Below are 24837 nucleotides of genomic sequence, written 5' to 3'. Positions count from 1 at the left end.
AGAAGGCCCCGCATTGCGGGGCCTTTTTTTGTGCTCGTGAATCCCTGGTCGAAACCGCGGGACCCGGGCCGGATGCGACAGGGGGCGCCGCTCGCGCCGCCCCCTATCGTGGCCGCACTTACTTCTTCTCGGCGCTGCCGTCCTTCTTGACGGCCTCCAGCAGGCCGGCCATGGGGTCAAACGCTTCGCTGGCTGCCGGGGCCGGGGCCAGCGGATCGCTGGCGGCACCATCCGGGGACGGGGTCTCGTCCTGACGCTCATCGCGCCCGCCCAGGCCTTGCAGCTGCTCCAGCACAGCCGCATCGTCCAGCTTCTCGGTCTTGGTCAGGCCACCAATCACCAGCTCGGGCTTGGCGATGATGACCGACACCATGATGACCTGCAGGATGATGAAGGCGATGGAGCCCTTGTAGATCTGGGCGGTGGTGACGGCCGGGATGGTCTTGGTCGTGACGCGATCCTTGTAGTCCTTCTTGGGCGCGACGCTGCGCAGATAGAACAGCGCAAAGCCGAAGGGCGGGGTCAGGAAGGAGGTCTGCAGGTTCATGGCGACGATCACGCCGAACCAGATCATCACCGCATCGGTGGGCACGCCGGGCAGCAGCTCCGGCAAGAGCTTCTCCGCCACCGGGGCGATCATCGGGATCACGATGAAGGCGATCTCGAAGAAGTCGATGAACATGCCCAGCACGAAGATCAGGATGTTGACCACGATCAGGAAGCCAAGCGCACCACCGGGCAGGGACTTGAAGAGGCTCTCCACCCAGAAGTGACCATCGGCCGCATTGAAGGTGAAACTGAAGACCGTGGAGCCGATCAGGATGAAGAGCACGAAGCAGGACAGGCGTGCCGTGCTGTCCAGGGCTTGGTTCAAGGTCTTGAGCGACATGCGACCACGCAGCAGGGCCATCAGCAGGGCGCCGACGGCACCCATGGCGCCGCCCTCGGTCGGGGTGGCCACGCCCAGGAAGATGGTGCCCAGCACCAGGAAGATCAGCACCAGAGGCGGGATCAGCACAAAGGTCACACGCTCGGCCAGCTTGGACAGCAGGCCCAGGCGCAGCGCCTTGTTCATCAGGGCTAGACCCAGGGCCAGGAAAGAGGCCACGGTCATGGACATGATGAAGATCTCATCACCAGGGGCGGCGTTCGGACGCTCCATCACCTTCTTGAGCATGCTGTCGTGCACGGTGGACCACAGCCAACCCGCGGCGCCAGCAATCAGCAGCAGCAGCAGCAGGGACTTGTGGCCGCTGGCGCCACTGCTCTCGCGGTAGATGCGGGCCTCGGGCGGCAGGGCGGGAACCCAGCTCGGCTTGATGAAGGCCACGGCCACAATGAAGAGCAGGTAGGTGCCGACTAGCAGCAGACCGGGCAGCAGGGCACCTGCGTACATATCACCCACCGAGCGCCCCAGCTGGTCGGCCAGCACGATCAGCACCAGGGAGGGCGGGATGGCCTGGGCCAGTGTGCCCGAGGCCGTAATGGCGCCCGTGGCGATGGTGCGGTTGTAGCCGTAGCGCAGCATGATGGGCAGGGAGATCAGGCCCATGGAAATCACGGCCGCGGCCACCACGCCGGTGGTGGCGGCCAGCAGGGCGCCCACCAGGATCACCGCGATGGCAAGGCCCCCGCGCAGTGGACCGAACACCTGGCCCACGGTCTCCAGCAGGTCCTCGGCCATCCCTGATCTCTCAAGAATGATGCCCATCAGGGTGAAGAAGGGAATGGCCAGCAGCGTGTCGTTGGACATGATGCCGAACACCCGCAGGGGCAGGGCACCAAACATATTGGCCGGGAAGAGTCCGACCTCGATACCGATAAAGCCAAAGAGCAGGCCGGTGGCGGCCAGGCCGAAGGCGACGGGAATGCCCAGCAGCAGGAAGACAAAGAGGCCGACAAACAAGAGCGGCACAAAATTTTCAGCGATCAATGCAGTCATCTCTTGGCCTCAGCGAGCTTGGGGCTGTTTAGAAGCGTCCTGGACGGCGGCCTGCGCCTGGAGTGCTTCCAGGAGCTGCTCCTCGGCCGATTTCTCCTGCTCGACAGGGAAGGGGTGAGGGTTATGGCCGGTCAGGTAGGCGATGCGCTTGATCAGCTCCGAGGCGCTTTGCAGCACCAGCAGTGCAAAGCCGACGGGCAGCAGCAAGAGCACGGGCCAGCGGATCAGGCCGCCGGCGTTGGAGCTGACTTCGCCCGAGATCCAGGCGCCGCGGAACAGCGGCCAGCTCAGCTCGATCATCATCCAGCACAGGGGGAAGATGACGAGCACGATGCCCAGAATGTCGATGATGGTGTTAGTGCGCAGGGACAGGCGCGACGAGATGAAGTCGATGCGCACGTGGGCGTTCTTGAGGAACACATAGCCCGCGCCCAGCATGAAGACGCCGGCAAAGAGATACCACTGGATCTCCAGATAGGCGTTCGAGCTGATGTCGAAGGCCTTGCGCATGATCGCGTTGCCGGCGCTGATCAGGACGGCAGCCAATACCAGCCATCGAACAAACTGGCCGACCCATTCACTGAACCGGTCTACGGCTCGTGACAGACCCAAAAGGAATTGCACATTGACTCCTAAATGCTCGGGAAGTTTTGCCGCAAGACAGCCAGCATATTTGCTGGGCAAATGCGGCCCGCGCGGATTTTAGGAGTCGGGTTTCAGCCCGTCGCCGGGGTCTTACCCGGTAAGTAGTTTCAACATACCGGTGGGGCGGGCTTGGGCGTGTAAGGCTCAGGAAAGCTGCTGGGACGCTTGAAAGAGTCTTGTGCAACGCGCGCCGGAGCGGCAGAAGGCCAGGATGGGCTTGGGCAGGCTGTCCAGCAGATTGCGGAAGGCGGCAATCTCCTCGGGAGACTGGTAGGCGCCGCTGACGGGGAGGTGGCGGTACTCCAGGCCGGCTGCCTTGGCGGCGGCCTCGATTTCGCGGCTGCTGGGCTGATCCGGGCCGCCCTCAAAGTCGGGGCGGTTGTTGATCACGCTGCGAAAGCCCGCAGCGGCGGCTTCGGCCATGGCTGCGGCTTCCAGCTGGGGGGCGACGCAGAGTTCGGGCGTCAGGGCTTGAAGCGGAAGGCTCATATCGGTCTCCGGGAGCGGTTGATGGGGAATGACTCAGGAGCTTAGGGCCTTCTTCACCGCGGCGGAAACTTGGCCCATATCGGCCTTGCCGGCCAGCCGGGACTTGACCGCCGCCATGACCTTGCCCATATCGGCCGGCCCCTTGGCGCCGACTTCGCCGACGATGGCGGCCACGGCGGCATCGATTTCCTCCGGCGAGAGTCGCGCCGGCAGATAGACCTCCAGCACGGACAGCTCGGCGCTTTCCTTGTCGGCCAGATCCTGGCGGCCCGCGGCCGTGAACTGGCTGATGGCGTCCTTGCGCTGCTTGATCAGCTTGTCCACGATGCCGACCAGTTGCACATCGTCCACCTCAATGCGTTCGTCCACTTCCTTTTGCTTGACGGCGGCCAGCAGCATGCGGATGGTGCCCAGGCGTTCGCTGTCCTTGGCGCGCATGGCGGCCTTCATGTCTTCGGTAATGCGCTCTTTGAGGTTCATATCGAGTTCTCGCTCGGATGACGGTGGTGTGTGGGGCTGTAAAAAAATGCAAAAAGCCCGCGGCAGCGTCCTGCGCGGGCTTTCGAGCCAAGCTTGCCTGTGGGCTTACCGGCTGGAACCTTCGAACGGCGGCGTCGAAGATCCCGGGGTGCTGATCAGTACAGCTTCTTGGGCAGCTGCATGCTGCGCACGCGCTTGTAGTGGCGCTTGACGGCGGCGGCCTTCTTGCGCTTGCGCTCGGCAGTGGGCTTCTCGTAGAACTCGCGGGCGCGCAGGTCGGTCAGCAGGCCCAGCTTTTCGATGGTGCGCTTGAAGCGGCGCAGGGCAACATCAAACGGCTCGTTCTCTTTGACGCGAATGGTGGTCATGAAACTCTGTTTCCTTCATTAGGCGCTCGGTGTTCGCAAGGGGCTCCAAATCTGAAGAACTCAGGGTGCCCGAAGCGGAGTATCCGGATTCCGCTTCCGAATCGACGCGCAGGGTTTGCTAGCAAAGAGGGCGAGTATAGCATTGTTTTTCTGATCAATCTAGACTCCCCCGCGCTCGGCCAGTGCCGCCGTGGCGCAGGCCGCGGCACTGGACCAGGCCCACTGAAAGTTGTAGCCGCCGAGCCAGCCGGTCACATCCACCACTTCCCCGATGAAGTGAAGCCCCGGCAGCTTCTTGCTTTCCAGGGACTGTGAGCTGAGATCCCGGGTGTCCACGCCGCCTCGCATCACCTCAGCCTTACGCCAGCCCTCGCTGCCATTGGGCGAGAGCGACCAGGCCTGCAGCTTGTCGGCCAGCTCCTGAAGCTCCTTGTCCTTGGCTTCGGCGATGGGCTTGCTGGGCGAGAGGCCCAGGCGGCTGAGCCAGGCCTGCGCGAGGCGGTTGGGCAAGATGTCGGCGAGTTCATTGCCCAGCTGCTTGCGCGAGCGAGACTTGGCTTGAAGCAGGGCTTGGCCCAGATCGGTGTCCGGCGCAAGGTCAAGGCTCAAGGCCTGGCCCTCTTGCCAGTAGCTGGAGATTTGCAGGATGGCGGGCCCGCTGAGCCCACGATGGGTGAAGAGCAGGTCTTCGTGGAAACGACCGCGCTGCTTGCTGCTACCCGTGCTGACGTAAACGGGCAGGGACAGGCCCGCCAGTTCCACGAACGGCGCCCAATCCTCTGCCGAGAAGGTCAGGGGCACCAGGGCGGGGCGTGGTGTGACGATGCGGTGCCCCAGACGCTCCGCGAGTCGCAGCCCCCAGTCGCTGGCGCCGATCTTGGGTATCGAGAGTCCGCCCGTGGCAATCACCAGGCGGCGCGTCCGGAGTGGGCCGGCGCTGCTGTCCAACTCGAAGTCGCCGTTGCCCAAGGGGCGCACATCGGCCACGGTGCAGGGCTGCCAGCGCTGAACGCCACCAGCCTCGCATTCCCTCAGCAGCATCTGGATGATCTGCTCGCTGGAGTCGTCACAGAAGAGTTGCCCCTTGTGCTTCTCGTGAAAGCCGATGCCATGGCGTTTGACCAGTCCGATGAAGTCCTGCGCGCTGTATCGGGCCAGGGCGGAGCGGCAGAAATGGGGGTTCTCGGACAGGAAGTTGGCGGGGCTGGCTTCGCGGTTGGTGAAGTTGCAACGTCCGCCGCCTGAAATGCGAATCTTCTCGGCGATCTTCTCGGCGTGATCCAGCAGCAGTACCCGCAGGCCGCCTTGGCCCGCCATGCCGGCACAAAACAGGCCGGCGGCACCGGCGCCAACCACGATGAGGTCAAAACTCTGCATGCCCTTCGAGTCCTACTTGAGCTGCACGCCCTGGGCGTCAAAGACTTGAACGCTGACCGGGATGGCCGCTCTCACGCTCTGTGTCACGGTACAGAATTCCTCGAACTGAGCCAGAGCGCGCTCCAGGTGCGCCAGACTGGCGGCTGGCACACCCAGGCGCAGCTTGGCGTGGATGGCGCTGACCCGCAGGCGGCCCTGGGCATTGCGCTCCACGCTTGTCTCCAGTTCGCAACTCAGCGGCTCGGGACTTTGTTTGTATTTGCGCAAAGCGAACAGAAGTGAGTCGCTCAGACAGGTCCCGACGGCGCTGCTGAGCAGGTGCAAGGGCGAGGGGCCTGCCGAATCCCCCAGCGGTGCTGGTTCATCGCTCAGCAGGGTGGCTTCGAGCCCCTCGAAACGGGCTTGGAAGCGGAAATCGCGGTCCTGCTGCAGCTGGGTGCGAATGGTGATCTCGGCCATGGGCTCTCATTTGTCGGCAGCGGGTCGGGCATTGTACGGGCGGTCCTTGTGCTGGCCGGTCCACCCCAGCGGGGCGATGAGGGGCCTGCGCGATCCGTTCAAGAACCGCATCAGCGCTGCCAGGGAGGCGCTGTTCTTCGCTACCATTCACTACAAGCTAGGGGGTAGCACCGAACTGGGGATATTCCGCCACTTGCGGCCAGCCGTGCATGCCTTCTACATTGCGTCAAGCCTGAGGTGCCAGGACTTGCCGTCCCCTCATCGACCACGCCACGCCCCGCCAGGAATTCATGGACAACTCCGCCGCTCCGCACGCCGGTGCATCACCCCACAGCCGCGACGCCTGGTACGCCAGCCTGCAGTTGCCCGAGCATGAGTTGGCGGCTGCGGTGCTCAGCCTGGTCGAGCCCTTGGGCTTGCTGGTGACGGTGAAGTCTCTGGCCACGGGGCGCTATGTGTACGCCAGTGCCGGCATGGGTTCCCTGTTTGCGCGGGGCGAGTCCGGACTGCTGGGGCTGTCCGACGCCGAGTTTCTGCGCAGCGAGGAGGTTCAGGCCTTGCGGCGGGCCGAGCAGACGGTGATGGCCCAGCGCGCCGTTGTTCTCAGCGATCATCGTCTGGAACTGGAAGGCCGGCGGCGTGAGTTTTCGGTCAGTCGCACGCCCTTGGGTGCGGAGCATGTGATGGCCATGTGGGTTGAGCGGACCGAAGAGCGTCATCGCGAGACCCATCTGCAAAGAGCGCTCAATCAGATTGAGCAGCAGCAGAAAACGCTGGAACAGATGCGGCGCGAGAGCCAGCAGGGCAGCGGGCGAGATGACCTCTCAGGCCTGTATCTGCGCGCTCAGTTCGATGATCAGTTGTTGCGTGAGATCGATCTTTCGACGCGCGAGCATCGTGAGTTCGCCTTGGTGTTGATTGCCCTGGATCCGGCGCCCGCCGCCATACAGGTGCTGGGCGAGCAGGCGCGGCAACGCATGCTTGAAGGCCTGGGCCGCATGCTGCGCGCCAATACCCGGGCCATGGATGCGGCCTGCCGTATTGGCGAGCATCTGTTTGCTGTGCTGCTCTCGGGCGTGGGTCTGGCCACCGCCCATGCGCGCATGGAGCAGTTGCGTCGCCAGTGCACCGCCCAGATCGTGGTGCTCAATGGTCAGGATCTAGGTCTTTCGCTCTCCATGGGTGTGGCCAGCTTTCCGCACACGGCCTCCAAGCAGGAAGAACTGCTTCAAGCCAGTGAGACCGCCGTGCAAGAAGCCCAGCGCCGCGGGGGCAACCAGGTGGTGCTGGCGCCCATTCCCTTCGGCACGCTCTAAGCGTCGGTTACTTTCACTCTCCCCATGAAAAACGCCACCCGAGGGTGGCGTTTTTCATGGGGAAGCCAGGCTCTCAGCTGAGGCCCTTGTAGAGCATGTACGCGGCCAGCACGAAGAGCAGCAGGGCGAAGGCGCGTTTGAGCTGCTTGACGTTCATCGCATGAGCGGCCTTGGCGCCCAGCGGGGCCATGGTCACGCTGGCCGCGGCGATCACCGCCAGGGCGGGCAGGAAGAGGTAGCCCAGGGCGCCGGGCAGGGCGGGTGCCAGGTTCCAGCCGCCGATCACATAGCCCAGGGTGTTGGCCAGGGCGATGGGAAAGCCCAGGGCGGCGCTGGTGGCCACGGCATTGTGGATGGGCACATTGCACCAGCTCATAAAGGGCACCGAGACAAAGCCGCCCCCCGCGCCCACTAGGCCGGAGAGCAGGCCGATGCCCGCGCCCGCACCGATCTGGCCGGCCGTGCCCGGCATCTGGCGGCTGGGCTTGGGCTTCTTGTCGCGCAGCATCTGGAAGGCCGAGAAGCTCACGAAGCCCGCAAACACCAGGGCCAGCCAGCTGCCCTTGAGCAGGGTGAAGATGCCGGCGCCGGCGACCAGGCCGCCGATCAGAATACCGGGCGCCAGGCCCCGCACCAGCTCCCAGCGCACCGCGCCGCGCTTGTGGTGGGCGCGCACGCTGGAGATGGAGGTGAACATGATGGTGGCCATGGAGGTGGCGATGGCCATCTTCACCGCCATATCGGCCGACACGCCCTGCTTGGAGAGCATCCAGGTCAGGAAGGGCACCATCAGCATGCCGCCGCCAATGCCCAGCAGGCCGGCCAGAAAGCCGGAGCACAGGCCCAGCGCGAGCAGCTCGGCCAGGAACAGGGGATCGAGGTTCATCGGGGAGAGGGGGACGCAGCGTCCAGAAGTTTCAGGATCTCTTGCCACTCCGCGGGCGTTACCGGCGTGATGGAGAGCCGGTTGCCGGGCTGGAGCAGTCGCATGCCGGCCAGCGTCGGGGTCTGGCGCAGCTCGGGCAGGGCCAGCAGGCGGGTCTTGCGCACAAAGCTCACGTCCACATGCAGCCAGCGCGGCTTGGCCGGGTCCGACTTGGGGTCGTGATAGGGGCTGGCGGGATCGAATTGCGTGGCGTCGGGGTAAGCGGCGCTGCAGACCTCGGCCAGTCCCGCAATGCCGGGCTGGGGGCAGGAGGAGTGATAGAACAGCACGCCATCGCCTACGGCGAAGTCGTCGCGCATGAAGTTGCGGGCCTGGTAGTTGCGCACCCCGGTCCAGGGCACCCGGCCCAGGCGGGCCAGATCGTCGATCGAGCACTCCTCGGGCTCGGACTTCATCAACCAGTAGCTCATGCGGCGGTCTCCGTGCCTGCGATGCTCCGGGGCATTCACCGGCGAGGGCTGCGGCCGCCGAGGCTTATGCGTGCTTCTTGCGCTGGGGGATAAGGTGTCCACCGCGAACCGTGAACCGCATTCCTGAACCCAGGGGGATTCAGGTGGGCGAGGTCAGCCGGGCTTCGGGTTCATCTGACGCGAGACGATCACGCCCGCCGGGCATTTTCCAAGCCCTTGCTCGTAGAGCATCGGTTCAAGGAAATATAGAGCTCACGCGAACGCGATGGACCTCGCCATTCTATGCCTTCGGCCGCCCCGGCGCTGGCGTTGATACAGCACCGGGCGGCAGGCGCGCGTCAGAGCAGCTGGCCGTCCTGGCCCAGGGCCTCGTCCAGGCGGCGGATCAGGGCTTCGAGCTCGGGCGAGGGCAGGGTTTCATTGCCATTGGGGCTGGTCGAAGCGGCCGGCGCCGCGGTGGCGCTGCTGGTGGCAGCGGGGCCTTCGGCCAACTGGTAGGCCAGGTTCAGCGCGGCCAGGACCGCGATGCGCTCGCGTGCCTTGACCCGGCCGGCGTCGCGGATCGCGCTCATCTCGCGGTCGACCTGGGCCACGGCGCGAGACAGCAGGGCCTCGCCGCCCTCGGGGCAGCCGAGCAGATAGCTCTGGCCCATGATCGTGACTTCCATTTGCTTCATATCGATGACTACTTCTCGTTCCTGGCGGTTTCGCTCTCGACGGGAAGCCGCTCCAGCAGGGCGTCAATGCGCTGGCGGGCCGCCGACAGGCGCGAGCGCAGCTGATCGCGCTCATGGCCCACGGCCTGCAACTGCTCCTGCAGCAGCGCATTGGTGCGCTGGAGCTCCTCATGACGCAGCAGCAGGCGCTCGACGCGGTCGAGCAGGTCGGTGATGCTAGGCATGGCTTCCCATCTCAAGAGGCATTGCCGGCCATTGTAGGGGCCGGGTTGTCGCAGAAGTCCCGCACCTGGCAGCGCTCGCACAGCGGGCGGCGTGCCTGGCAGACGTAGCGGCCGTGCAGGATCAGCCAGTGGTGGGCGTCCACCAGATAGGCTGGCGGCACGCGGCGCAGCAGGGCCTGCTCCACCTCCAGCACATTCTTGCCGGGGGCCAGGCCGGTGCGGTTGCCCACGCGGAAGATATGCGTGTCCACCGCCATGGTGGGTTCGCCGAAGGCCACATTGAGCACCACATTGGCGGTCTTGCGGCCCACGCCAGGCAGGGCCTCCAGGGCCTCGCGCGAGCGCGGCACGCGCCCGCCATGCTGCTCCAGGATGATCTGGCAGGTCTTGTAGAGGTTCTTGGCCTTGGTGCGGTACAGGCCGATGGTCTTGATGTAGTCCGCCAGGCCGTCCTCGCCCAGGGCCAGGATCTTGGCCGGCGTGTTGGCCACCGGGAAGAGCCGGCGGGTGGCCTTGTTCACGCCCACATCGGTGGCCTGGGCCGAGAGCAGCACGGCGGCCAGCAGCTCGAAAACGCTGGCATATTCCAGCTCGGTCTGCGGGGAGGGGTTGGCTGCCTTCAGGGTGGCGAAGAAGCCCTCGATCGCGGTCTTGTTCATGGGCGCGATTGTGCCCCGGGGTCTCGAGATGAGGGCTGCGCCGTGCTCACTCGGCGCGCTTGGCGCGGGCACGGGCCAGGGCGGCCTCGATCATGGCGCGCTTGCGGTCCAGGACCACCGGATCGCTGATCTGGCTGGCGGCCGGCAGATCGGCCAGCTTGGCCTGGGCTTCGGCCTGCAGGCGGGCATCGTTCTCGCGCTTCTCGCGTGCCAGGCGCTCGCCGCGGAAGCGGTAGCGATCCAGGGCCTCGGCCGCCTGGGCGGCGCTCCAGGCCTGCCAGCCGCTGGCCTCGCCGCTGGCATTGACCAGGGAGATGCAGTCCACCGGGCAGGCCGGCACACAGAGCTCGCAGCCGGTGCACTGGGCGGCCACGATCAGGTGCATGGCCTTGGGTGCGCCCACGATGCAGTCGGCGGGGCAGGCCTTGATGCACAGGGTGCAGCCTATGCACCAGGCTTCGTCGATCACGGCCAGCTGGCGCGGCGCCTCCAGCCCGTGTTCGGGGTTGAGCGGCAGCACCGGGCGGCCGGTGATGGCGGCCAGACGCGCCACGCCCTCGGCCCCGCCGGGCGGGCATTGATTGATCTCGGCCTTGCCGGCGGCCAGTGCCTCGGCATAGGCCTGGCAGTCGGGATAGCCGCAGCGGGTGCACTGGGTCTGCGGCAGGGCCGCGGCCAGGCGCAGGGCCAGGGCGGCGGAGGGGGAGAGGGTCGAGGTGCTCAAGCTTTTTTGGTCCGACGGGCGCGGCTGGGCGCCGCGGCCACGCTCAGGGGCTGCTGGTCGTAGGTGGCGATGAAGTCGCGCACCGTGGGATAGACCTTCTCGCGCCAGCGGCGGCCCGAGAAGATGCCGTAGTGGCCGGCGCCGATGGCGTCGTAGTGGCGCTGGTGCTCGCGCGGGATGCCGGCGCAGAGCTCGTGGGCGGCGCGGGTCTGGCCTGCGCCGGAGATGTCGTCCAGCTCGCCTTCCACGGTGAGCAGGGCGGTCTGGCGGATGTCCTGCGGACGCACCAGCTCCCCATTCACCTCCCAGGTGCCGTTGACCAGGGCAAAGTCCTGGAACACGGTCTTGATGGTGTCCAGGTAGTACTCGGCCGGCATGTCCAGCACGGCGTTGTACTCGTCGTAGAACTGGCGGTGGGATTCGGCGCTGTCATCGTCGCCGCGCACCAGGTCCAGGAAGTAGTCGTAGTGCGAACTCAGGTGGCGGTCCGGGTTCATGGCCACAAAGCCGGTGTGCTGCAGAAAGCCCGGGTAGACCGCACGGCCGGCGCCCGGGTAGTTGGGTGGCACGCGGTAGATGACGTTGTTCTCGAACCAGCTGAAGCTGCGGTTCATGGCCAGGTTGTTGACGGCCGTGGGGCTCTTACGGGCGTCGATGGGGCCGCCCATCATGGTCATGGAGCGCGGCGTGGCCTCGCCCCGGCTGGCCATCAGGGAGATGGCGGCCAGCACCGGCACGGTGGGCTGGCAGACCGAGATCACATGGCAGTCGGCCGCGCCGATGTGGCGGATGAAGTCCTGCACATAGGCGATGTAGTCATCCAGATGGAAGGGGCCTACCTCCAGCGGGACGAAGCGGGCATCGGTCCAGTCCGTGATGAAGACCTTGTGCTCCTTGAGCAGCTGGCGCACGGTGTCGCGCAGCAGGGTGCTGTGGTGGCCCGAGAGTGGCGCCACCACCAGCACCGTGGGCTGGTCCTTCATCTTGGCCAGCACGGCCTGATCGTCGCTGAAGCGCTTGAAGCGCAGCAGGCGGCAGAAGGGCTTTTCCAGCGGCACCAGCTCTTGCACCGCCACGTCCACGCCGTCGACCTCGACGCTGTGGATGTTGAAGGCCGGCTTCTCATACTCCTTGGCCAGGCGGTGCATCAGGTCCAAGCCCGCCGACACCCGCTGCGACAGGGGCAGGTGGGTGAAGGGCGAGAGCGGGTGGCTGTAGAGCTTGGCCGAAGCGCTGGCGAACTCCGCAAAGGGGCTCAGCAGGGCTCGCTGGGTTTCGTAGAGCTGATACAGCATGAGATGTCCTCGCTATGGGGCTGGGGGCCGTGATCCGGATTGCGGGCGGGGCCACGCAACCCGGCAATGGTGCCAGAAATGTTGCGGTGCAACACTACACCAGACTGGCAAGTAGCCAAAGCCGGCAGAAATGCGCGCCCCGCCCAGGCTCTCAGCTCTTGAGAACGGCCGCCATCGCCTGGGCGACAGCCGGCAGGTTCTTTTCATTCAGCGCGGCCACGCAGATGCGGCCCGAGTCCACGCCGTAGACGCCGAATTCGCTGCGCAGGCGCTGCATCTGGGCGGCGGAGAGACCCGAGTAGCTGAACATGCCCTTCTGACGGGTCACGAAGCTCAGATCCTGGGTCACGCCAGCGGCCTGCAGGGCCTTGACCAGGGCCTCGCGCATGGCGCGGATGCGCAGACGCATGCCGGCCAGCTCATCCTCCCAGAGCTGGCGCAGGGCCGGGGTGGACAGCACGGTGGCCACGACCTGGGCGCCATGGGTGGGCGGATTGGAGTAGTTGGTGCGGATGACGATCTTGAGCTGGCTCAGCACCTTGGTCGTTTCCTCGGCCGTGGCGCAGACCACCGAGAGGGCGCCCACGCGCTCGCCATAGAGGGAGAAGCTCTTGGAGAAGCTGGTGGAGACGAAGAAGTCCAGGCCACTGGCCAGGAACTGCTGGATCACGGCGCCGTCTTCGGCAATGCCCTCGCCAAAGCCCTGGTAGGCCATGTCCAGGAAGGCCACCAGACCACGCGCCTTGACGGTGTCCACCACCTGGGCCCACTGGGCCGGCGTGAGGTCATAGCCGGTGGGGTTGTGGCAGCAGGCGTGCAGCACGACCACGGTGCCGGCGGCGGCGGCGTTCAGCGCGGCCAGCATGCCCTCGAAGTTGATGCCGCGGGCGGCGGCGTCGTAGTAGGGGTAGGTTTCGACCGTGAAGCCAGCATTGTTGAACAGGGCGCGGTGGTTCTCCCAGCTCGGGTCGGAGATCAGCACCTTGGCGGCCGGGTTCAGGCGCTTGAGGAAGTCGGCGCCGATCTTCAGGCCGCCGGTGCCGCCCAGGGCCTGCACCGTGGCCACGCGCTTGGCGGCCAGCACGGCGCTGCCGGCGCCAAAGACCAGCTCCTGCACCGCCTTGTCATAGGCGGCGATGCCGTCGATAGGCAGGTAGCCGCGGGCCTTGGGATCGGCCTGCATCTGGGCTTCGGCCTGGGCCACGCACTTCAGCAGGGGCAGTTTGCCGTTCTCGTCGTAGTAGACGCCGACGCCCAGATTGACCTTGGCGGGGTTGGTGTCGGCGTTGAATTGCTCGTTGAGGCCCAGGATGGGGTCGCGGGGGGCCATTTCGACGGCGGCAAACAGGGTCATGGGAGCGTTCCTGACAAGACGATGGCAGTAAAGAGGAGGGTGGGGTGGCTGCACAGGCAGCAGGCGATGCACGCCTGCGCTACCCTGTCGGGTTGCGCGAGCCGCCGATTCTAGGCGGGCCGGCGCGACATCCCAGGGATCGCCCCATGCAAGAAGCACCTAACGCCCCATCCGCCGCAGTGGCTGACAGCGAGCCGCCGAAGGGCGAGTTCGTCAATTTCGAAGGCTCGCCGTTCCAGCTCTTTCAGCCCTTTCCGCCGGGTGGAGATCAGCCCACGGCCATCGCCCAGCTCTGCGAGGGCGTGAACGACGGCCTGAGCTACCAGACCCTGCTGGGCGTGACCGGCTCGGGCAAGACCTTCACCATGGCCAATGTGATCGCCCGTCTGGGCCGGCCGGCCATCATCTTCGCGCCCAACAAGACCCTGGCGGCCCAGCTCTACAGCGAGTTCCGCGAGTTCTTCCCGCGCAATGCCGTGGAGTACTTCGTCAGCTACTACGACTACTACCAGCCCGAGGCCTATGTGCCGCAGCGGGACCTTTTCATCGAGAAGGACAGTGCGATCAATGAACAGATCGAGCAGCTGCGCCTGTCCTGCACCAAGAGCCTGCTGGAGCGCCGTGATGTGGTGATCGTGGCCTCGGTCTCGGCCATCTACGGTATCGGCAACCCCAGCGACTACCACCAGATGGTGATGACCCTGCGCGTGGGCGACAAGCTGGGCCAGCGCGATGTGATTGCCCAGCTGATCCGCATGCAGTACGCGCGCAACGAGATGGAGTTCAGCCGTGGACACTTCCGCGTGCGCGGCGACACCATTGACGTCTTCCCGGCCGAGCATTCCGAGCTGGCCCTGCGCATCGAGCTCTTCGATGACGAGATCGACGGACTCTCGCTCTTCGACCCGCTCACCGGCCAGATTCGCCAGAAGATCCCGCGCTTCACGGTCTATCCAAGCAGCCACTATGTGACGCCGCGCGAGAAGGTGCTGGAGGCGCTGGAGGGCATCAAGACCGAGCTGCGCGAGCGCGTGGCCCAGTTCGTGGCCGAGGGCAAGCTGGTGGAGGCCCAGCGGCTGGAGCAGCGCACGCGATTCGATCTGGAGATGCTGCAGGAGGTGGGTCACTGCAAGGGCATTGAGAACTACACCCGGCACCTCTCGGGCGCCGCACCGGGCGAGCCGCCGCCCACCCTGGTGGACTATCTGCCCTCCGACGCCCTGATGTTTCTGGACGAGAGCCATGTGCTGATCGGCCAGTTCGGTGGCATGTACAACGGCGACCGGGCGCGCAAGACCACCCTGGTGGAGTATGGCTTTCGCCTGCCCTCGGCCCTGGACAACCGGCCGCTGAAGTTCGCCGAGTTCGAGCGCAAGATGCGCCAGGCCATCTTCGTCTCGGCCACGCCGGCCCAGTACGAGAAGGACAATGCCGGCCAGGTGGTCGAGCAGGTGGTGCGGCCCACGGGCCTGGTGGATCCGATCGTGGAAGTGCGCCCGGCCACCCATCAGGTGGACGATGTGCTGCAGGAGATCCGCCTGCGGGTGGAGGCCAATGAGCGGGTGCTGATCACCACCCTGACCAAGCGCATGGCCGAGCAGCTCACCGACTATCTGAGCGACAACGGCGTCAAGGTGCGCTATCTGCACTCCGATGTGGACACGGTGGAGCGGGTGGAGATCCTGCGCGATTTGCGCCTGGGCACCTTCGATGTGCTGGTGGGCATCAATTTACTGCGCGAGGGTCTGGACATCCCCGAGGTCTCGCTCGTGGCCATCCTCGATGCCGACAAGGAAGGTTTTCTGCGTGCCGAGCGCAGCCTGATCCAGACCATAGGCCGGGCGGCGCGCAATCTGAACGGCAAGGCCATTCTTTACGCCGACCGCATCACCGATTCCATGCGCCGCGCCATCGACGAGACCGAGCGCCGTCGCGCCAAGCAGATTGCCTTCAACGAGGCCAATGGCATCGTGCCGCGCGCCCTGAACAAGCGCATCAAGGAGCTGATCGAGGGGGTCTACTCCGACAAGCCGGGCCGCGACGACCAGAAGCTGATCCAGGCGGCCGAGGTCGAAAGCCTCTCGGAGAAGGACCTCGGCAAGCGCATTGCCCAGCTGGAAAAGCAGATGCTGGAGCACGCCCGCAATCTGGAGTTCGAGAAGGCCGCGCGCCTGCGCGACCAGCTGGCCCAGCTGCGCGAGCAGGTCTTTGGCGCCGCGGTGCACGACAATGTGCTGCCACTGCAGTCGGCCGCCGCGGCCAAGTCGGCGCCACCGGCCAAGCGAGCCTGATCCCGCTCGGGACCCTTGTTGGAGGGGGCTCTCGCCCCAATTTCCGTAGGCTTGGCAGGGACTTGGCGGTCCGCCCGGGAGGGCTGACCAGCAAGCTTGGCGATAATTGAGTAAAATGCTCGGACATACACAAGGGTTAACCCGTGAGCCTCGCTCGGGCTAGCCCTGTATGCCCAGTTTGCTGGAGTTACTTCCTGCAGTTGCCGAGGCCGCTGGTCCGTACGGATCGAAGGAGAAGTCAGATGCGTCTCACCACCAAAGGTCGTTTTGCCGTCACCGCGATGATCGATTTGGCCCTGCGTGAAAACAGCGGCCCGGTGGCGCTGGCGGCCATCAGCCAGCGCCAGCAGATTTCGCTGTCCTATCTGGAGCAGCTGTTTGGCAAGCTGCGCCGCCATGAGCTGGTGGAAAGCACGCGCGGCCCCGGCGGCGGCTATTCCCTGGGTCGCAAGAGCGAGGACATCACGGTGGCCGACATCATCGTGGCCGTCGACGAGCCCATCGATGCCACCGGCTGCGGCGGCAAGGAAAACTGCATGGGCGAGGACACCGGGCGCTGCATCACGCACGAGCTCTGGACCAGCCTGAACGCCAAGATGATCGAGTACCTGGACTCGGTGTCCCTGCGCAAGCTGGTGGAAGACCAGCTGGCCAAGGGTGTGACCATCGAGGAGGCGCCCATCAAGCGTGCCATCTCCACCGTGCCCGTGGTCAAGCCCATCCGTATCACGGCACCGAACTCGGTGTTCGCCCTGGGCAATGCGCTGAGCAAGTAAGCACGGCGGCCCGCCCCGCAAGACGCACAAGACGAAGTCAAGAAGCTAGACAACATGGACATGACGCCTCACTTCCCCATCTACCTGGACTATGGCGCGACCACGCCGGTCGACCCCCGTGTGGTCGACGCCATGATCCCATGGCTGCGCGAGCATTTCGGCAATCCGGCCTCGCGCAGCCATGCCTGGGGCTGGGAAGCCGAGGCGGCCGTGGAGAAGGCGCGCGAGCAGGTGGCCGAGCTGATCAATGCCGACCCCCGCGAGATCGTCTGGACCTCGGGCGCCACCGAGTCCATCAATCTGGCTCTCAAGGGCGCCGCGCAGTTCTACAAGAGCCGCGGCAAGCACATCATCACCCTCAAGACCGAGCACAAGGCCACGCTGGATACCTGCCGTGAGCTGGAGCGCCAGGGCTTCGAGGTGAGCTACCTCGACGTGCAGGAGAACGGCCTGATTGATCTGGCCGCCTTCCAGGCCGCGCTGCGCCCCGACACCATCCTGGTTTCGGTGCTCTTCGTGAACAACGAGATCGGCGTGATCCAGGATGTGACGGCCATCGGCACGATCTGCCGCGAGAAGGGCATCATCTTCCACGTGGACGGCGCCCAGGCCACTGGCAAGATCGAGATCGACATGGCCCAGCTGCCCATCGACCTGATGAGCCTGGCTTCCCACAAGACCTATGGCCCCAAGGGCATCGGCGCGCTCTTCGTGCGCCGCAAGCCGCGTGTGCGCCTGGAAGCCCAGATGCACGGTGGCGGCCATGAGCGCGGCATGCGCTCCGGCACCCTGGCCACGCACCAGATCGTGGGCATGGGCGAGGCCTTCCGCATCGCCAAGGAAGAGATGGCCAGCGAGCTGCCGCGCATCCGCGCCCTGCACCAGCGCTTGTTGGACGGGCTGTCGGGCATCGAGCAGGTCTTTGTCAACGGCGACCTGAAGCAGCGGGTGCCGCACAACCTGAACATGTCCTTCAACTATGTCGAGGGCGAGTCCTTGATCATGGGTGTGAAGGGCATCGCCGTGTCCTCGGGCTCGGCCTGCACCTCGGCCAGTCTGGAGCCCAGCTATGTGCTGCGCGCCCTGGGCCGCAGCGACGAGCTGGCCCACAGCTCCCTGCGCATGACCATCGGTCGCTTCACCACCGAGGAAGAGATCGACTACGCGGTGACAGTGCTCAAGGACCGTGTCGCCAAGCTGCGCGAGCTCTCGCCGCTGTGGGACATGTACAAGGACGGCATCGACCTTTCCACCATTCAATGGACCGCGCACTGAGCGGCGGCCTCACACAAGACACGTTGGAGTAAGACCATGGCATACAGCGACAAGGTGGTTGACCACTACGAGAATCCCCGCAATGTTGGCGCTTTCGAGAAGGGCGACGATACCGTGGGCACCGGCATGGTGGGCGCGCCCGCCTGCGGTGATGTGATGAAGCTGCAGATCAAGGTGAATCCGGCCACCGGCCTGATCGAGGACGCCAAGTTCAAGACCTATGGCTGCGGCTCGGCCATCGCCTCCAGCTCGCTGGTGACCGAGTGGGTCAAGGGCAAGAGCCTGGACCAGGCCCTGGCCATCAAGAACACCCAGATCGCCGAAGAGCTGGCTCTGCCGCCGGTGAAGATCCATTGCTCCATCCTGGCCGAGGACGCGATCAAGGCCGCCGTGGACGACTACCGCGCCAAGCACGGCCAGGCCGCCGACGCCGCCGCCCATTAAGGACTGAGCGCGATGTCCGTCACCCTGACCGAAGCCGCGGCACGCCATGTGACGCGCTACATCTCCAAGCGTGGCCGCGGTGTCGGCGTGCGCCTGGGTGTGAAGACCACCGGCTGCTCGGGCCTGGCCTACAAGCTGGAGTACGCCGACGAGGTGGCGCCCGAGGACGTGGTGTTCGAGGGCCATGGCGTCAAGATCCTGATCGATCTCAAGAGCCTGCCCTATCTGGACGGCACCGAGCTGGACTTCGTGCGCGAAGGCCTCAACGAGGGCTTCAAGTTCCGCAACCCGCGCGAGAAGGATCGCTGCGGTTGCGGCGAATCCTTCCGCGTGTAAAGTCCGGCGCCGCCTTTTCGGATCCAGGCGCGGCTCGGGGCCGCGCCTTTTTCATAGTGTTTCCCAGCCTGCCGCCATGAAACTCGACGACGACGATTTCAGCCTCTTCGGCCTGACCCAGCGCCAGGCCCAGGACCGTGCCGAGATCGAGTCGCGCTGGAAGGCCTTGCAGGCCCAGGTCCACCCGGACAAGTTCGCTGCCCAGGGTGCGGCGGCCCAGCGCCTGGCCATGCAATGGGCCCTGCGCGTGAACGAGGCGCACCAGCGCCTGCGCGATCCGCTCAAGCGCGCCGCGTATCTGTGCGAGCTGCGCGGCGCCGCCCTGCAGGTGGAAAGCAATACCCGCATGCCGGCCAGCTTCCTGATGGAGCAGATGGCCTGGCGTGAAGCCCTGGACGAGGCCGCCGATGCCGCGGCCGTGCAGGCCCTTGACGACGAGGTGGCCGCGCGCGAGCGAGAGCTGCTGGACCAGACCCAGCGTCTGCTGGATGAGGCGGGCGATGCCCCCGCCGCGGCCGAACAGGTGAGAGCCCTGATGTTCATCGCGCGCTTTCGCGCCGACATCGATCGCCGCCTCGAGGCCCTAGGACAATAAAGACATGGCACTGCTGCAGATTTCCGAACCCGGGCAATCGCCCAACCCGCATGAGCGCCGCATCGCGGTGGGCATCGACCTGGGCACCACCCATTCCCTGGTGGCAGCGGTGCGCCATGGCGTGGCCGAATGCCTGCCCGACGAGCAGGGCCGCGTGATCCTGCCCTCGGCCGTGCGCTACCTGCCCGAGGGCCGTCGCCAGATTGGCGCCGAGGCTCTGGCGGCCCAGGCCCAGGATCCGGAAAACACCATCGTCTCGGTCAAGCGTTTCATGGGTCGGTCCCTGGCGGATGTGGTCGGGCGCGAGAAGCTGCCCTATCACTTCGAGGACACGCCGGGCATGCTCTCCCTGGCCACGCGCGAGGGCCTCAAGTCCCCGGTGGAGGTCTCGGCCGAGATCCTGGCCACCTTGCGCTTCCGGGCCGAGGACAGCTTTGCCGACGATATCTTCGGTGCCGTGATCACGGTGCCGGCTTACTTTGACGACGCCCAGCGCCAGGCCACCAAGGACGCGGCCCAGCTGGCCGGCCTCAAGGTGCTGCGCCTGATCAACGAGCCCACGGCCGCGGCCATCGCCTACGGCCTGGACAATGCCAGCGAAGGGCTTTACGCGGTCTACGACCTGGGCGGCGGCACCTTTGACATCTCCCTGCTGCGCCTGACCCAGGGCGTGTTCGAGGTGGTGGCCACCGGGGGCGATGCCGCCCTGGGCGGCGATGACTTCGACCAGGCCCTGGCCGACTGGGCCCTGGCCCGAGCCGGCCGCCAGGTGAGCAGCGCCCACGACAAGCGGGCGCTGCTGGTAGCGGCCCGCGCTGCCAAAGAGGCGCTCTCGGCGGCCGAGCACACCGAGCTGCTCGTCCAGTTGGACGGCGGCGAGCTCCGCCAAGCCCTGAGCCGTGCCGAGTTCGAGACCCTGTGCAAGCCCCTGGTGGACAAGACCCTGGCCGCCGTGCGCCGCGTGCTGCGCGACGCCAAGGTCAAGCCCGACGAGGTGAAGGGCACGGTCATGGTGGGTGGCTCCACCCGCATGCCCTGCGTGAGGGCCGCGGTGGGCGCGCTCTTTGGTCGCGAGGTCTTGACCAATCTGAACCCCGACGAGGTCGTGGCCCTGGGCGCGGCCATCCAGGCCAATCAGCTGGCCGGCAACAGCGCCGATGGCGAGATCCTGCTGCTGGACGTGATTCCCCTGTCCCTGGGTCTGGAGACCATGGGTGGCCTGGTGGAGCGTGTGATAGAGCGCAATGCCACCATCCCCGTGGCCAAGGCCCAGGACTTCACCACCTTCAAGGACGGCCAGACCGCCATGGCCATCCATGTGCTGCAGGGGGAGCGCGAGCTGGTGGCCGAGTGCCGCTCACTGGCCCGCTTTGAGCTGCGTGGCATCCCGCCCATGGTGGCCGGTGCGGCGCGCATCCGCGTGACCTTCCAGGTGGATGCCGATGGCCTGCTCAGCGTCTCGGCGCAAGAGCTGACCTCGGGGGTGGAGGCGGCCGTGCAGGTCAAGCCCAGTTACGGGCTGTCGGACGATCAGATCGCCGGCATGCTCAAGGATGGCTTTGCCAGTGCCGAGACCGATATGGCCGCGCGCAAGCTGCGCGAGTCGCAGGTGGAGGCCGAGCGCATGCGCCTGGCCACGCTCTCGGCCCTGGCCGCCGACGGCGATCTGCTCGGCGCCGAGGATCGCGCTGCCATCGAGGCCCTGTTGGCCGCGCTGGCTGCTGCGGCCGCCGGCGTCGATGCCGACGCCATCGACGCCGCCGTGGAGGCCCTGGCCAAGGGCACGGAAGCCTTTGCCGCCGAGCGCATGAACCGCGGCATCCAGCAGGCCTTGACCGGCCGCAGCATCGAACAAGTCTGAGTCCTCCCCATGCCCATCATCAAGATCCTGCCCCACGCCGAGTACTGCCCCCAGGGCGCCGAGATCACGGCCCCGGCCGGCACCTCCATCTGCGAGGCCTTGCTGGACCACGATATCGAGATCGAGCACGCCTGCGACCAGGTCTGCGCCTGCACCACCTGCCATGTGATCGTGCGCCAGGGCGGCCGCTCGCTGTCCGAGATGGAGGAGGGCGAGGAAGACATGCTGGACCGCGCCTGGGGCTTGGAGCCCGATTCGCGCCTGTCTTGCCAGGCCATCCTGGGCCAGCAGGACATCACGGTCGAGATTCCCAAGTACTCGATCAATCACGCCAAGGAAAACCACTGAAGCCCCTGGAGTGCCTGGCATGAAGGTTCTGGGCTTTGAGTCCTCTTGCGATGAAACCGGCGTGGCCCTGGTCGAGGTGCCGGCGCCGGGGCAGGGCGGTGTGCCGCGCCTGCTGGCCCAGGCCCTGCACAGCCAGATCGCCATGCACCAGGCCTACGGCGGCGTGGTGCCCGAGTTGGCCTCGCGCGACCATATCCGCCGCGTGCTGCCGCTGACGCGCGAGGTGCTGCAGGCGGCGAATCTCTCTCTGGACGAGGTGGATCTGATTGCCTACACCCAGGGGCCGGGTCTTGCCGGCGCCTTGCTGGTGGGGGCGGGGGTGGCCGTATCCCTGGCCGCGGCCCTGGACAAACCCACCCTGGGCATTCACCACCTGGAAGGGCATCTGCTCTCGCCCTTTCTCTCGGCCGATGCGCCTGAGTTCCCCTTCGTGGCCCTGCTGGTCTCGGGGGGGCACACCCAGCTGATGCGGGTGGACGAGGTAGGGCAGTACGAGATCCTGGGCGAGACCATCGATGATGCCGCCGGCGAGGCCTTCGACAAAAGCGCCAAGCTGCTGGGCCTGCCTTATCCGGGCGGCCCGCACCTCTCGCGCCTGGCGGAGCAGGGCGATGCCGCGGCCTTCGAACTGCCCCGGCCCCTGCTGCACAGCGGCAAACCCGACTTCAGCTTCGCCGGCCTCAAGACCGCGGTGCTGACCCAGGTGAAGAAGCTCGGTGAGTCGCCCAGCGAGCAGCAGCGCGCCGACCTGGCGGCGGCCACGCAGGCCGCCATCGTCGAGGTGTTGGTGAAGAAGTCTCTGCTGGCACTGAAGGAAACCGGGCTCAAGCGTCTGGTGGTGGCCGGTGGTGTGGGCGCCAATCGGCGTTTGCGCGAGCAGCTGAACCAAGCCTGCGCCAAGCGGGGTGTGCGGGTGCATTACCCCGAGTTGAGCCTGTGCACCGACAACGGCGCCATGATCGCCATGGCAGCCGCACTGCGGGTGCAGCGCGGCCTGGCTCAGGTCCAGCCGCCGGGTGGCGGCTTCTCGGTGCGGCCGCGCTGGCCGCTGGGCGCGGCTTAGTCGATGTTCAGCGTGCCCACGCCCTCGGTCACGCGCTTGGCCAGGGTCAGGGTGAGTACGCCCTTGTCCAGCTTGGCGCTGGAGTGGCTCAGGCTCATTTCCTGCGGCAGGGTGATCTGGCGCGAGAAGCGTGTCTGCGCACGTTCGCGGTACAGGCTGCGTTCACCCTCGGGGCTGGGTGCGGGGCTTTGCTCGGCATTGATGCTGAGCTTGCGTCCCTCCACATGCACCTTGACCGCCTCTTTCTCGACGCCGGGGAGGTCCATCCTCAGCACATAGCTGCTGTCGGTCTCGCTGATGTCCAGCGCGGGGCTGCGCAGGGCCTTGGCCTCCGGATGTGCCGGGTCGAACAGGCACTCGAGCTGGCGAGAGAGCTGGGCGGCAGGGTGGCGAACGGGGATCACGAACATGAGGCCTCCTAGAATTTCGACTGGACTGGAATTCGCTGCCATCGTCGTTGGGGCAGCGCCCATGACCAGGACTTGGGAGTGCCAAGCCGCGCTTTCAAGGCCTGCAACAACAAGAGTTTTCGATGTCTTGCAAACTGTTTTTTCGCCGTCATCTAACGAAATCTTTGCTCGTTTTCGGGCTGGTGGCCGCAGGGGCTTCGGGCGCCTGGGCTCAGACCGGGGAGCCGATTCGGCTGGCGCTCATCGAGGGCTTGTCCGGGCCCTTTGGCAATGCAGGCGAAGCCGTGTTCCGAAACCTGGTGTGGGCGACGGAGCGCGTGAATGCGCGCGGCGGCGTCAAGCTGCCGGCCGCCGCCGGTGGCCCTAGGCCTCTGCAGCTGCTGCGCCTGGACAGCAAGGGCAATACCGAAGAGGCCCTGTCCATGCTGCGCTCGGCCGTCGATCAACAGGCCGGCTTTGTCTTGCAGGGCAACAGCTCCGCCATCGCCTCGGCCCTGATTGATGCTTTGAACAAGCACAACGAGCGCGAACCGCAGCGCCGCGCCCTGTTTCTGAACTACTCGGCGGTCGATCCCGCGCTCACCAACGAGAAGTGCAGCTTCTGGCACTTCCGCTTCGATGCGCATGCCGATATGCGCCTGGCCGCGCTCACCGATGAGCTGGCGCAGGACCGGGGCGTGCAGAAGATCTATCTCATCGGCCAGGACTACAGCTTTGGCCAGCATGTGTTGAAGAAGGGGCGCGAGATGATCGTGGCCAAGCGCCCCGATATGCAGATCGTCGGTGATGAGCTGCATCCGGTGGGGCGGGTCAAGGATTTCCTGCCCTATGTAAGCAAGATCAAGGCCAGTGGCGCCCAGGCGGTACTCACCGGCAACTGGGGCAATGATCTGACCCTGCTTGTGCGCGCGGCACGGGATGTGGGGCTGACGGCGCGCTTCTACACCTTCTACGGCAACGGTTTGGGGGCGCCGGCCGCCATTGGCGAGGCGGGCATTGACCGCGTGCTGGCCGTGGCCGAATGGCATCCCAATGTGGGGACGCCCAGCTCGGATCGTTTCTACGAGTCTTTCCGCGCACGCTTTCCCAAGCCCGAGGACGACTATGTGCACGCGCGCATGCAAGCCATGATCGAGGTGCTGGTGGCCGCCATGGAGAAAGCCAAGAGCGCCGACCCCACGGCCGTGGCGCGCGCCATGGAGGGGCTGAAGTACGACGGCAAGACCCTGGGGGGCATGCACGCCGGCCAGATGCGCGCCGCCGATCATCAGTTCATCCAGCCGCTCTATGTGTCGGTCATGAAGAAGCAGGGCTCGCCCGGGGTGCGTTTTGACAATGAGGGCTCGGGCCTGGGCTTCCGGACCCTGAGATTTGTCGAAGCCGCACGCGCGGAGCAGGCGCACCAATGCCAGATGAAGCGCTACTGAGCCCCGGGCCCAGCAGGGCGGGCGACGGACCCGCCTTGATTGGTCTATAATCCGCGGGTTTTGTACTCATCGGCTTGTCTGGAGAGCACGGAAACACCAGCACGGCATGGGTCGGTTTCACCCGTGACCGCAAGTCAAAACCATAGGAAACCGTCTGAGCCGCCGGAACTTGTCCGGCGCTGCCAGCGGGTTCCATCCTGATAGGAACGCAATCATGGCAGTCGCCGATATCAAGAAGGCCGAAATCGTCAAGGCCAACGCCCGCAGCGCCAACGACACCGGCTCCCCGGAAGTCCAGGTCGCTCTGCTGACCGCTCGCATCAACGAGCTGACCCCCCACTTCAAGACCCACGCCAAGGATCACCATGGCCGCCGCGGTCTGCTGAAGATGGTCAACACCCGCAAGAGCCTGCTGGCCTACCTGAAGCGCACCGACGCTGCCCGCTACACCGCGCTGATCCAGAAGCTGGGCCTGCGCAAGTAATCGGCGCCCGATGACGAAGAGCCTGTCTGGTCTATGCCCAGCACAGGCTCTTTGTTTTTCAGGCGTCCCACGGAGTCGAGCTGACGTGGCGCTGCTGTGTCATTCCAACAGGGCTTGAAGGTCGGTATGAGACCAAGCTTTACTGGAATGGCATCCCGCCAA

Annotated in this window: 28 protein-coding genes and 1 other RNA gene; 12 read left to right on the top strand and 17 right to left on the bottom strand. The window is 65.9% G+C overall.

Going from position 1 to position 24837, the window contains the following annotated elements; all coding sequences use genetic code 11:
- Positions 1 to 118: 118 nt before the first annotated feature.
- The 7 genes from DFR39_RS11490 to DFR39_RS11460 form a co-directional block, all read right to left on the bottom strand.
- On the bottom strand, positions 119 to 1942 hold the full coding sequence (locus DFR39_RS11490; protein ID WP_133603689.1) for a TRAP transporter large permease: 1824 nt from the start codon (positions 1940 to 1942) through the stop codon (positions 119 to 121).
- Positions 1943 to 1951: 9 nt separating this feature from the next.
- The gene (locus DFR39_RS11485; RefSeq protein WP_133603788.1) at positions 1952 to 2566 is read right to left on the bottom strand and encodes a TRAP transporter small permease subunit; all 615 of its coding nucleotides are present in this window, start codon (positions 2564 to 2566) and stop codon (positions 1952 to 1954) included.
- A 165-nt stretch (positions 2567 to 2731) separates the two neighbouring features.
- Positions 2732 to 3076, bottom strand: a complete 345-nt coding sequence (locus DFR39_RS11480) for a protein tyrosine phosphatase family protein (protein ID WP_133603688.1) — start codon at positions 3074 to 3076, stop codon at positions 2732 to 2734.
- Between the two features lie 33 nt (positions 3077 to 3109).
- A complete protein-coding gene (locus DFR39_RS11475) occupies positions 3110 to 3556 on the bottom strand; it encodes a GatB/YqeY domain-containing protein (RefSeq protein WP_133603687.1) in 447 nt (148 codons plus the stop codon).
- Between the two features lie 155 nt (positions 3557 to 3711).
- Positions 3712 to 3924 (bottom strand): 30S ribosomal protein S21, encoded by a 213-nt coding sequence (gene rpsU, locus DFR39_RS11470; protein WP_007833691.1) that lies wholly within the window; start codon positions 3922 to 3924, stop codon positions 3712 to 3714.
- A gap of 159 nt (positions 3925 to 4083) precedes the next feature.
- Positions 4084 to 5301: a BaiN/RdsA family NAD(P)/FAD-dependent oxidoreductase gene (locus tag DFR39_RS11465; protein ID WP_133603686.1), complete on the bottom strand. Its 1218-nt coding sequence runs from the start codon at positions 5299 to 5301 to the stop codon at positions 4084 to 4086.
- A 12-nt stretch (positions 5302 to 5313) separates the two neighbouring features.
- Entirely contained in the window at positions 5314 to 5760 is a 447-nt protein-coding gene (locus DFR39_RS11460; RefSeq protein WP_133603685.1) for an OsmC family protein, read from the bottom strand.
- 290 nt (positions 5761 to 6050) lie between these two features.
- On the opposite strand from DFR39_RS11460, the gene DFR39_RS11455 reads away from it, so the two are divergent.
- Entirely contained in the window at positions 6051 to 7076 is a 1026-nt protein-coding gene (locus tag DFR39_RS11455) for a GGDEF domain-containing protein (protein WP_133603684.1), read from the top strand.
- A 73-nt stretch (positions 7077 to 7149) separates the two neighbouring features.
- Here DFR39_RS11455 and DFR39_RS11450 read toward each other — a convergent pair whose 3' ends face one another.
- The 9 genes from DFR39_RS11450 to DFR39_RS11410 all read right to left on the bottom strand — a co-directional run bounded on the left by DFR39_RS11450 (position 7150) and on the right by DFR39_RS11410 (position 13365).
- Positions 7150 to 7962, bottom strand: coding sequence for a sulfite exporter TauE/SafE family protein (locus DFR39_RS11450; RefSeq protein ID WP_133603683.1), 813 nt, complete (start codon positions 7960 to 7962; stop codon positions 7150 to 7152).
- Positions 7959 to 8432 carry an EVE domain-containing protein gene (locus DFR39_RS11445; protein WP_133603682.1) on the bottom strand — a complete coding sequence of 158 codons (474 nt, stop codon included), beginning with the start codon at positions 8430 to 8432 and terminating at the stop codon, positions 7959 to 7961. Before DFR39_RS11445 ends, DFR39_RS11450 begins: the two co-directional genes overlap by 4 nt.
- Before the next feature lie 93 nt (positions 8433 to 8525).
- A non-coding RNA gene (ssrS, locus tag DFR39_RS11440) (6S RNA) lies at positions 8526 to 8705 on the bottom strand.
- Positions 8706 to 8770: 65 nt separating this feature from the next.
- Positions 8771 to 9109, bottom strand: a complete 339-nt coding sequence (locus tag DFR39_RS11435; protein WP_133603681.1) for a cell division protein ZapA — start codon at positions 9107 to 9109, stop codon at positions 8771 to 8773.
- Positions 9110 to 9117: 8 nt separating this feature from the next.
- A complete protein-coding gene (gene zapB, locus DFR39_RS11430; protein ID WP_133603680.1) occupies positions 9118 to 9333 on the bottom strand; it encodes a cell division protein ZapB in 216 nt (71 codons plus the stop codon).
- A gap of 11 nt (positions 9334 to 9344) precedes the next feature.
- Positions 9345 to 9992, bottom strand: coding sequence for an endonuclease III (gene nth, locus DFR39_RS11425; RefSeq protein WP_133603679.1), 648 nt, complete (start codon positions 9990 to 9992; stop codon positions 9345 to 9347).
- Between the two features lie 46 nt (positions 9993 to 10038).
- Positions 10039 to 10716 carry an electron transport complex subunit RsxB gene (rsxB, locus tag DFR39_RS11420; protein WP_133603678.1) on the bottom strand — a complete coding sequence of 226 codons (678 nt, stop codon included), beginning with the start codon at positions 10714 to 10716 and terminating at the stop codon, positions 10039 to 10041.
- Entirely contained in the window at positions 10713 to 12011 is a 1299-nt protein-coding gene (locus tag DFR39_RS11415) for a polyhydroxyalkanoate depolymerase (protein WP_133603677.1), read from the bottom strand. Before DFR39_RS11415 ends, rsxB begins: the two co-directional genes overlap by 4 nt.
- Before the next feature lie 151 nt (positions 12012 to 12162).
- Positions 12163 to 13365 carry an amino acid aminotransferase gene (locus DFR39_RS11410; RefSeq protein WP_133603676.1) on the bottom strand — a complete coding sequence of 401 codons (1203 nt, stop codon included), beginning with the start codon at positions 13363 to 13365 and terminating at the stop codon, positions 12163 to 12165.
- Between the two features lie 146 nt (positions 13366 to 13511).
- On the opposite strand from DFR39_RS11410, the gene uvrB reads away from it, so the two are divergent.
- From uvrB to tsaD, 9 genes are all read left to right on the top strand, one after another.
- Complete coding sequence (uvrB, locus tag DFR39_RS11405) at positions 13512 to 15656, top strand: excinuclease ABC subunit UvrB (RefSeq protein ID WP_133603675.1); 2145 nt, start codon at positions 13512 to 13514, stop codon at positions 15654 to 15656.
- A gap of 242 nt (positions 15657 to 15898) precedes the next feature.
- Positions 15899 to 16432, top strand: a complete 534-nt coding sequence (iscR, locus tag DFR39_RS11400; protein ID WP_133603674.1) for a Fe-S cluster assembly transcriptional regulator IscR — start codon at positions 15899 to 15901, stop codon at positions 16430 to 16432.
- A 54-nt stretch (positions 16433 to 16486) separates the two neighbouring features.
- Positions 16487 to 17707 carry an IscS subfamily cysteine desulfurase gene (locus tag DFR39_RS11395; protein WP_133603673.1) on the top strand — a complete coding sequence of 407 codons (1221 nt, stop codon included), beginning with the start codon at positions 16487 to 16489 and terminating at the stop codon, positions 17705 to 17707.
- A 36-nt stretch (positions 17708 to 17743) separates the two neighbouring features.
- Complete coding sequence (iscU, locus tag DFR39_RS11390; RefSeq protein WP_133603672.1) at positions 17744 to 18151, top strand: Fe-S cluster assembly scaffold IscU; 408 nt, start codon at positions 17744 to 17746, stop codon at positions 18149 to 18151.
- Between the two features lie 12 nt (positions 18152 to 18163).
- Positions 18164 to 18487 carry an iron-sulfur cluster assembly protein IscA gene (gene iscA, locus DFR39_RS11385; protein WP_133603671.1) on the top strand — a complete coding sequence of 108 codons (324 nt, stop codon included), beginning with the start codon at positions 18164 to 18166 and terminating at the stop codon, positions 18485 to 18487.
- A gap of 76 nt (positions 18488 to 18563) precedes the next feature.
- Positions 18564 to 19082 (top strand): Fe-S protein assembly co-chaperone HscB, encoded by a 519-nt coding sequence (hscB, locus tag DFR39_RS11380; protein ID WP_133603670.1) that lies wholly within the window; start codon positions 18564 to 18566, stop codon positions 19080 to 19082.
- A gap of 4 nt (positions 19083 to 19086) precedes the next feature.
- Positions 19087 to 20943, top strand: a complete 1857-nt coding sequence (gene hscA, locus DFR39_RS11375; protein WP_133603669.1) for a Fe-S protein assembly chaperone HscA — start codon at positions 19087 to 19089, stop codon at positions 20941 to 20943.
- 9 nt (positions 20944 to 20952) lie between these two features.
- A complete protein-coding gene (gene fdx, locus DFR39_RS11370) occupies positions 20953 to 21291 on the top strand; it encodes an ISC system 2Fe-2S type ferredoxin (protein WP_133603668.1) in 339 nt (112 codons plus the stop codon).
- Between the two features lie 19 nt (positions 21292 to 21310).
- Entirely contained in the window at positions 21311 to 22354 is a 1044-nt protein-coding gene (gene tsaD / locus DFR39_RS11365) for a tRNA (adenosine(37)-N6)-threonylcarbamoyltransferase complex transferase subunit TsaD (RefSeq protein WP_133603667.1), read from the top strand.
- Here tsaD and DFR39_RS11360 read toward each other — a convergent pair.
- A complete protein-coding gene (locus DFR39_RS11360; RefSeq protein ID WP_162849499.1) occupies positions 22351 to 22764 on the bottom strand; it encodes an Hsp20/alpha crystallin family protein in 414 nt (137 codons plus the stop codon). The genes tsaD and DFR39_RS11360 overlap by 4 nt on opposite strands.
- Positions 22765 to 22886: 122 nt before the next feature.
- On the opposite strand from DFR39_RS11360, the gene DFR39_RS11355 reads away from it, so the two are divergent.
- Together DFR39_RS11355 and rpsO are read left to right on the top strand one after the other, a co-directional pair.
- Positions 22887 to 24191, top strand: coding sequence for a branched-chain amino acid ABC transporter substrate-binding protein (locus DFR39_RS11355; protein ID WP_133603665.1), 1305 nt, complete (start codon positions 22887 to 22889; stop codon positions 24189 to 24191).
- 214 nt (positions 24192 to 24405) lie between these two features.
- Positions 24406 to 24675: a 30S ribosomal protein S15 gene (rpsO, locus tag DFR39_RS11350; protein ID WP_133603664.1), complete on the top strand. Its 270-nt coding sequence runs from the start codon at positions 24406 to 24408 to the stop codon at positions 24673 to 24675.
- The last annotated feature ends 162 nt before the right edge of the window (positions 24676 to 24837 follow it).

The sequence above is a fragment of the Roseateles asaccharophilus genome (genome assembly GCF_004362405.1).
Classification (GTDB): Bacteria; Pseudomonadota; Gammaproteobacteria; order Burkholderiales; family Burkholderiaceae_C; genus Kinneretia; species Kinneretia asaccharophila.
The sequence above is the reverse complement of the archived record's forward strand: the minus strand, read 5'-3'. Positions and strand labels throughout refer to the sequence as shown.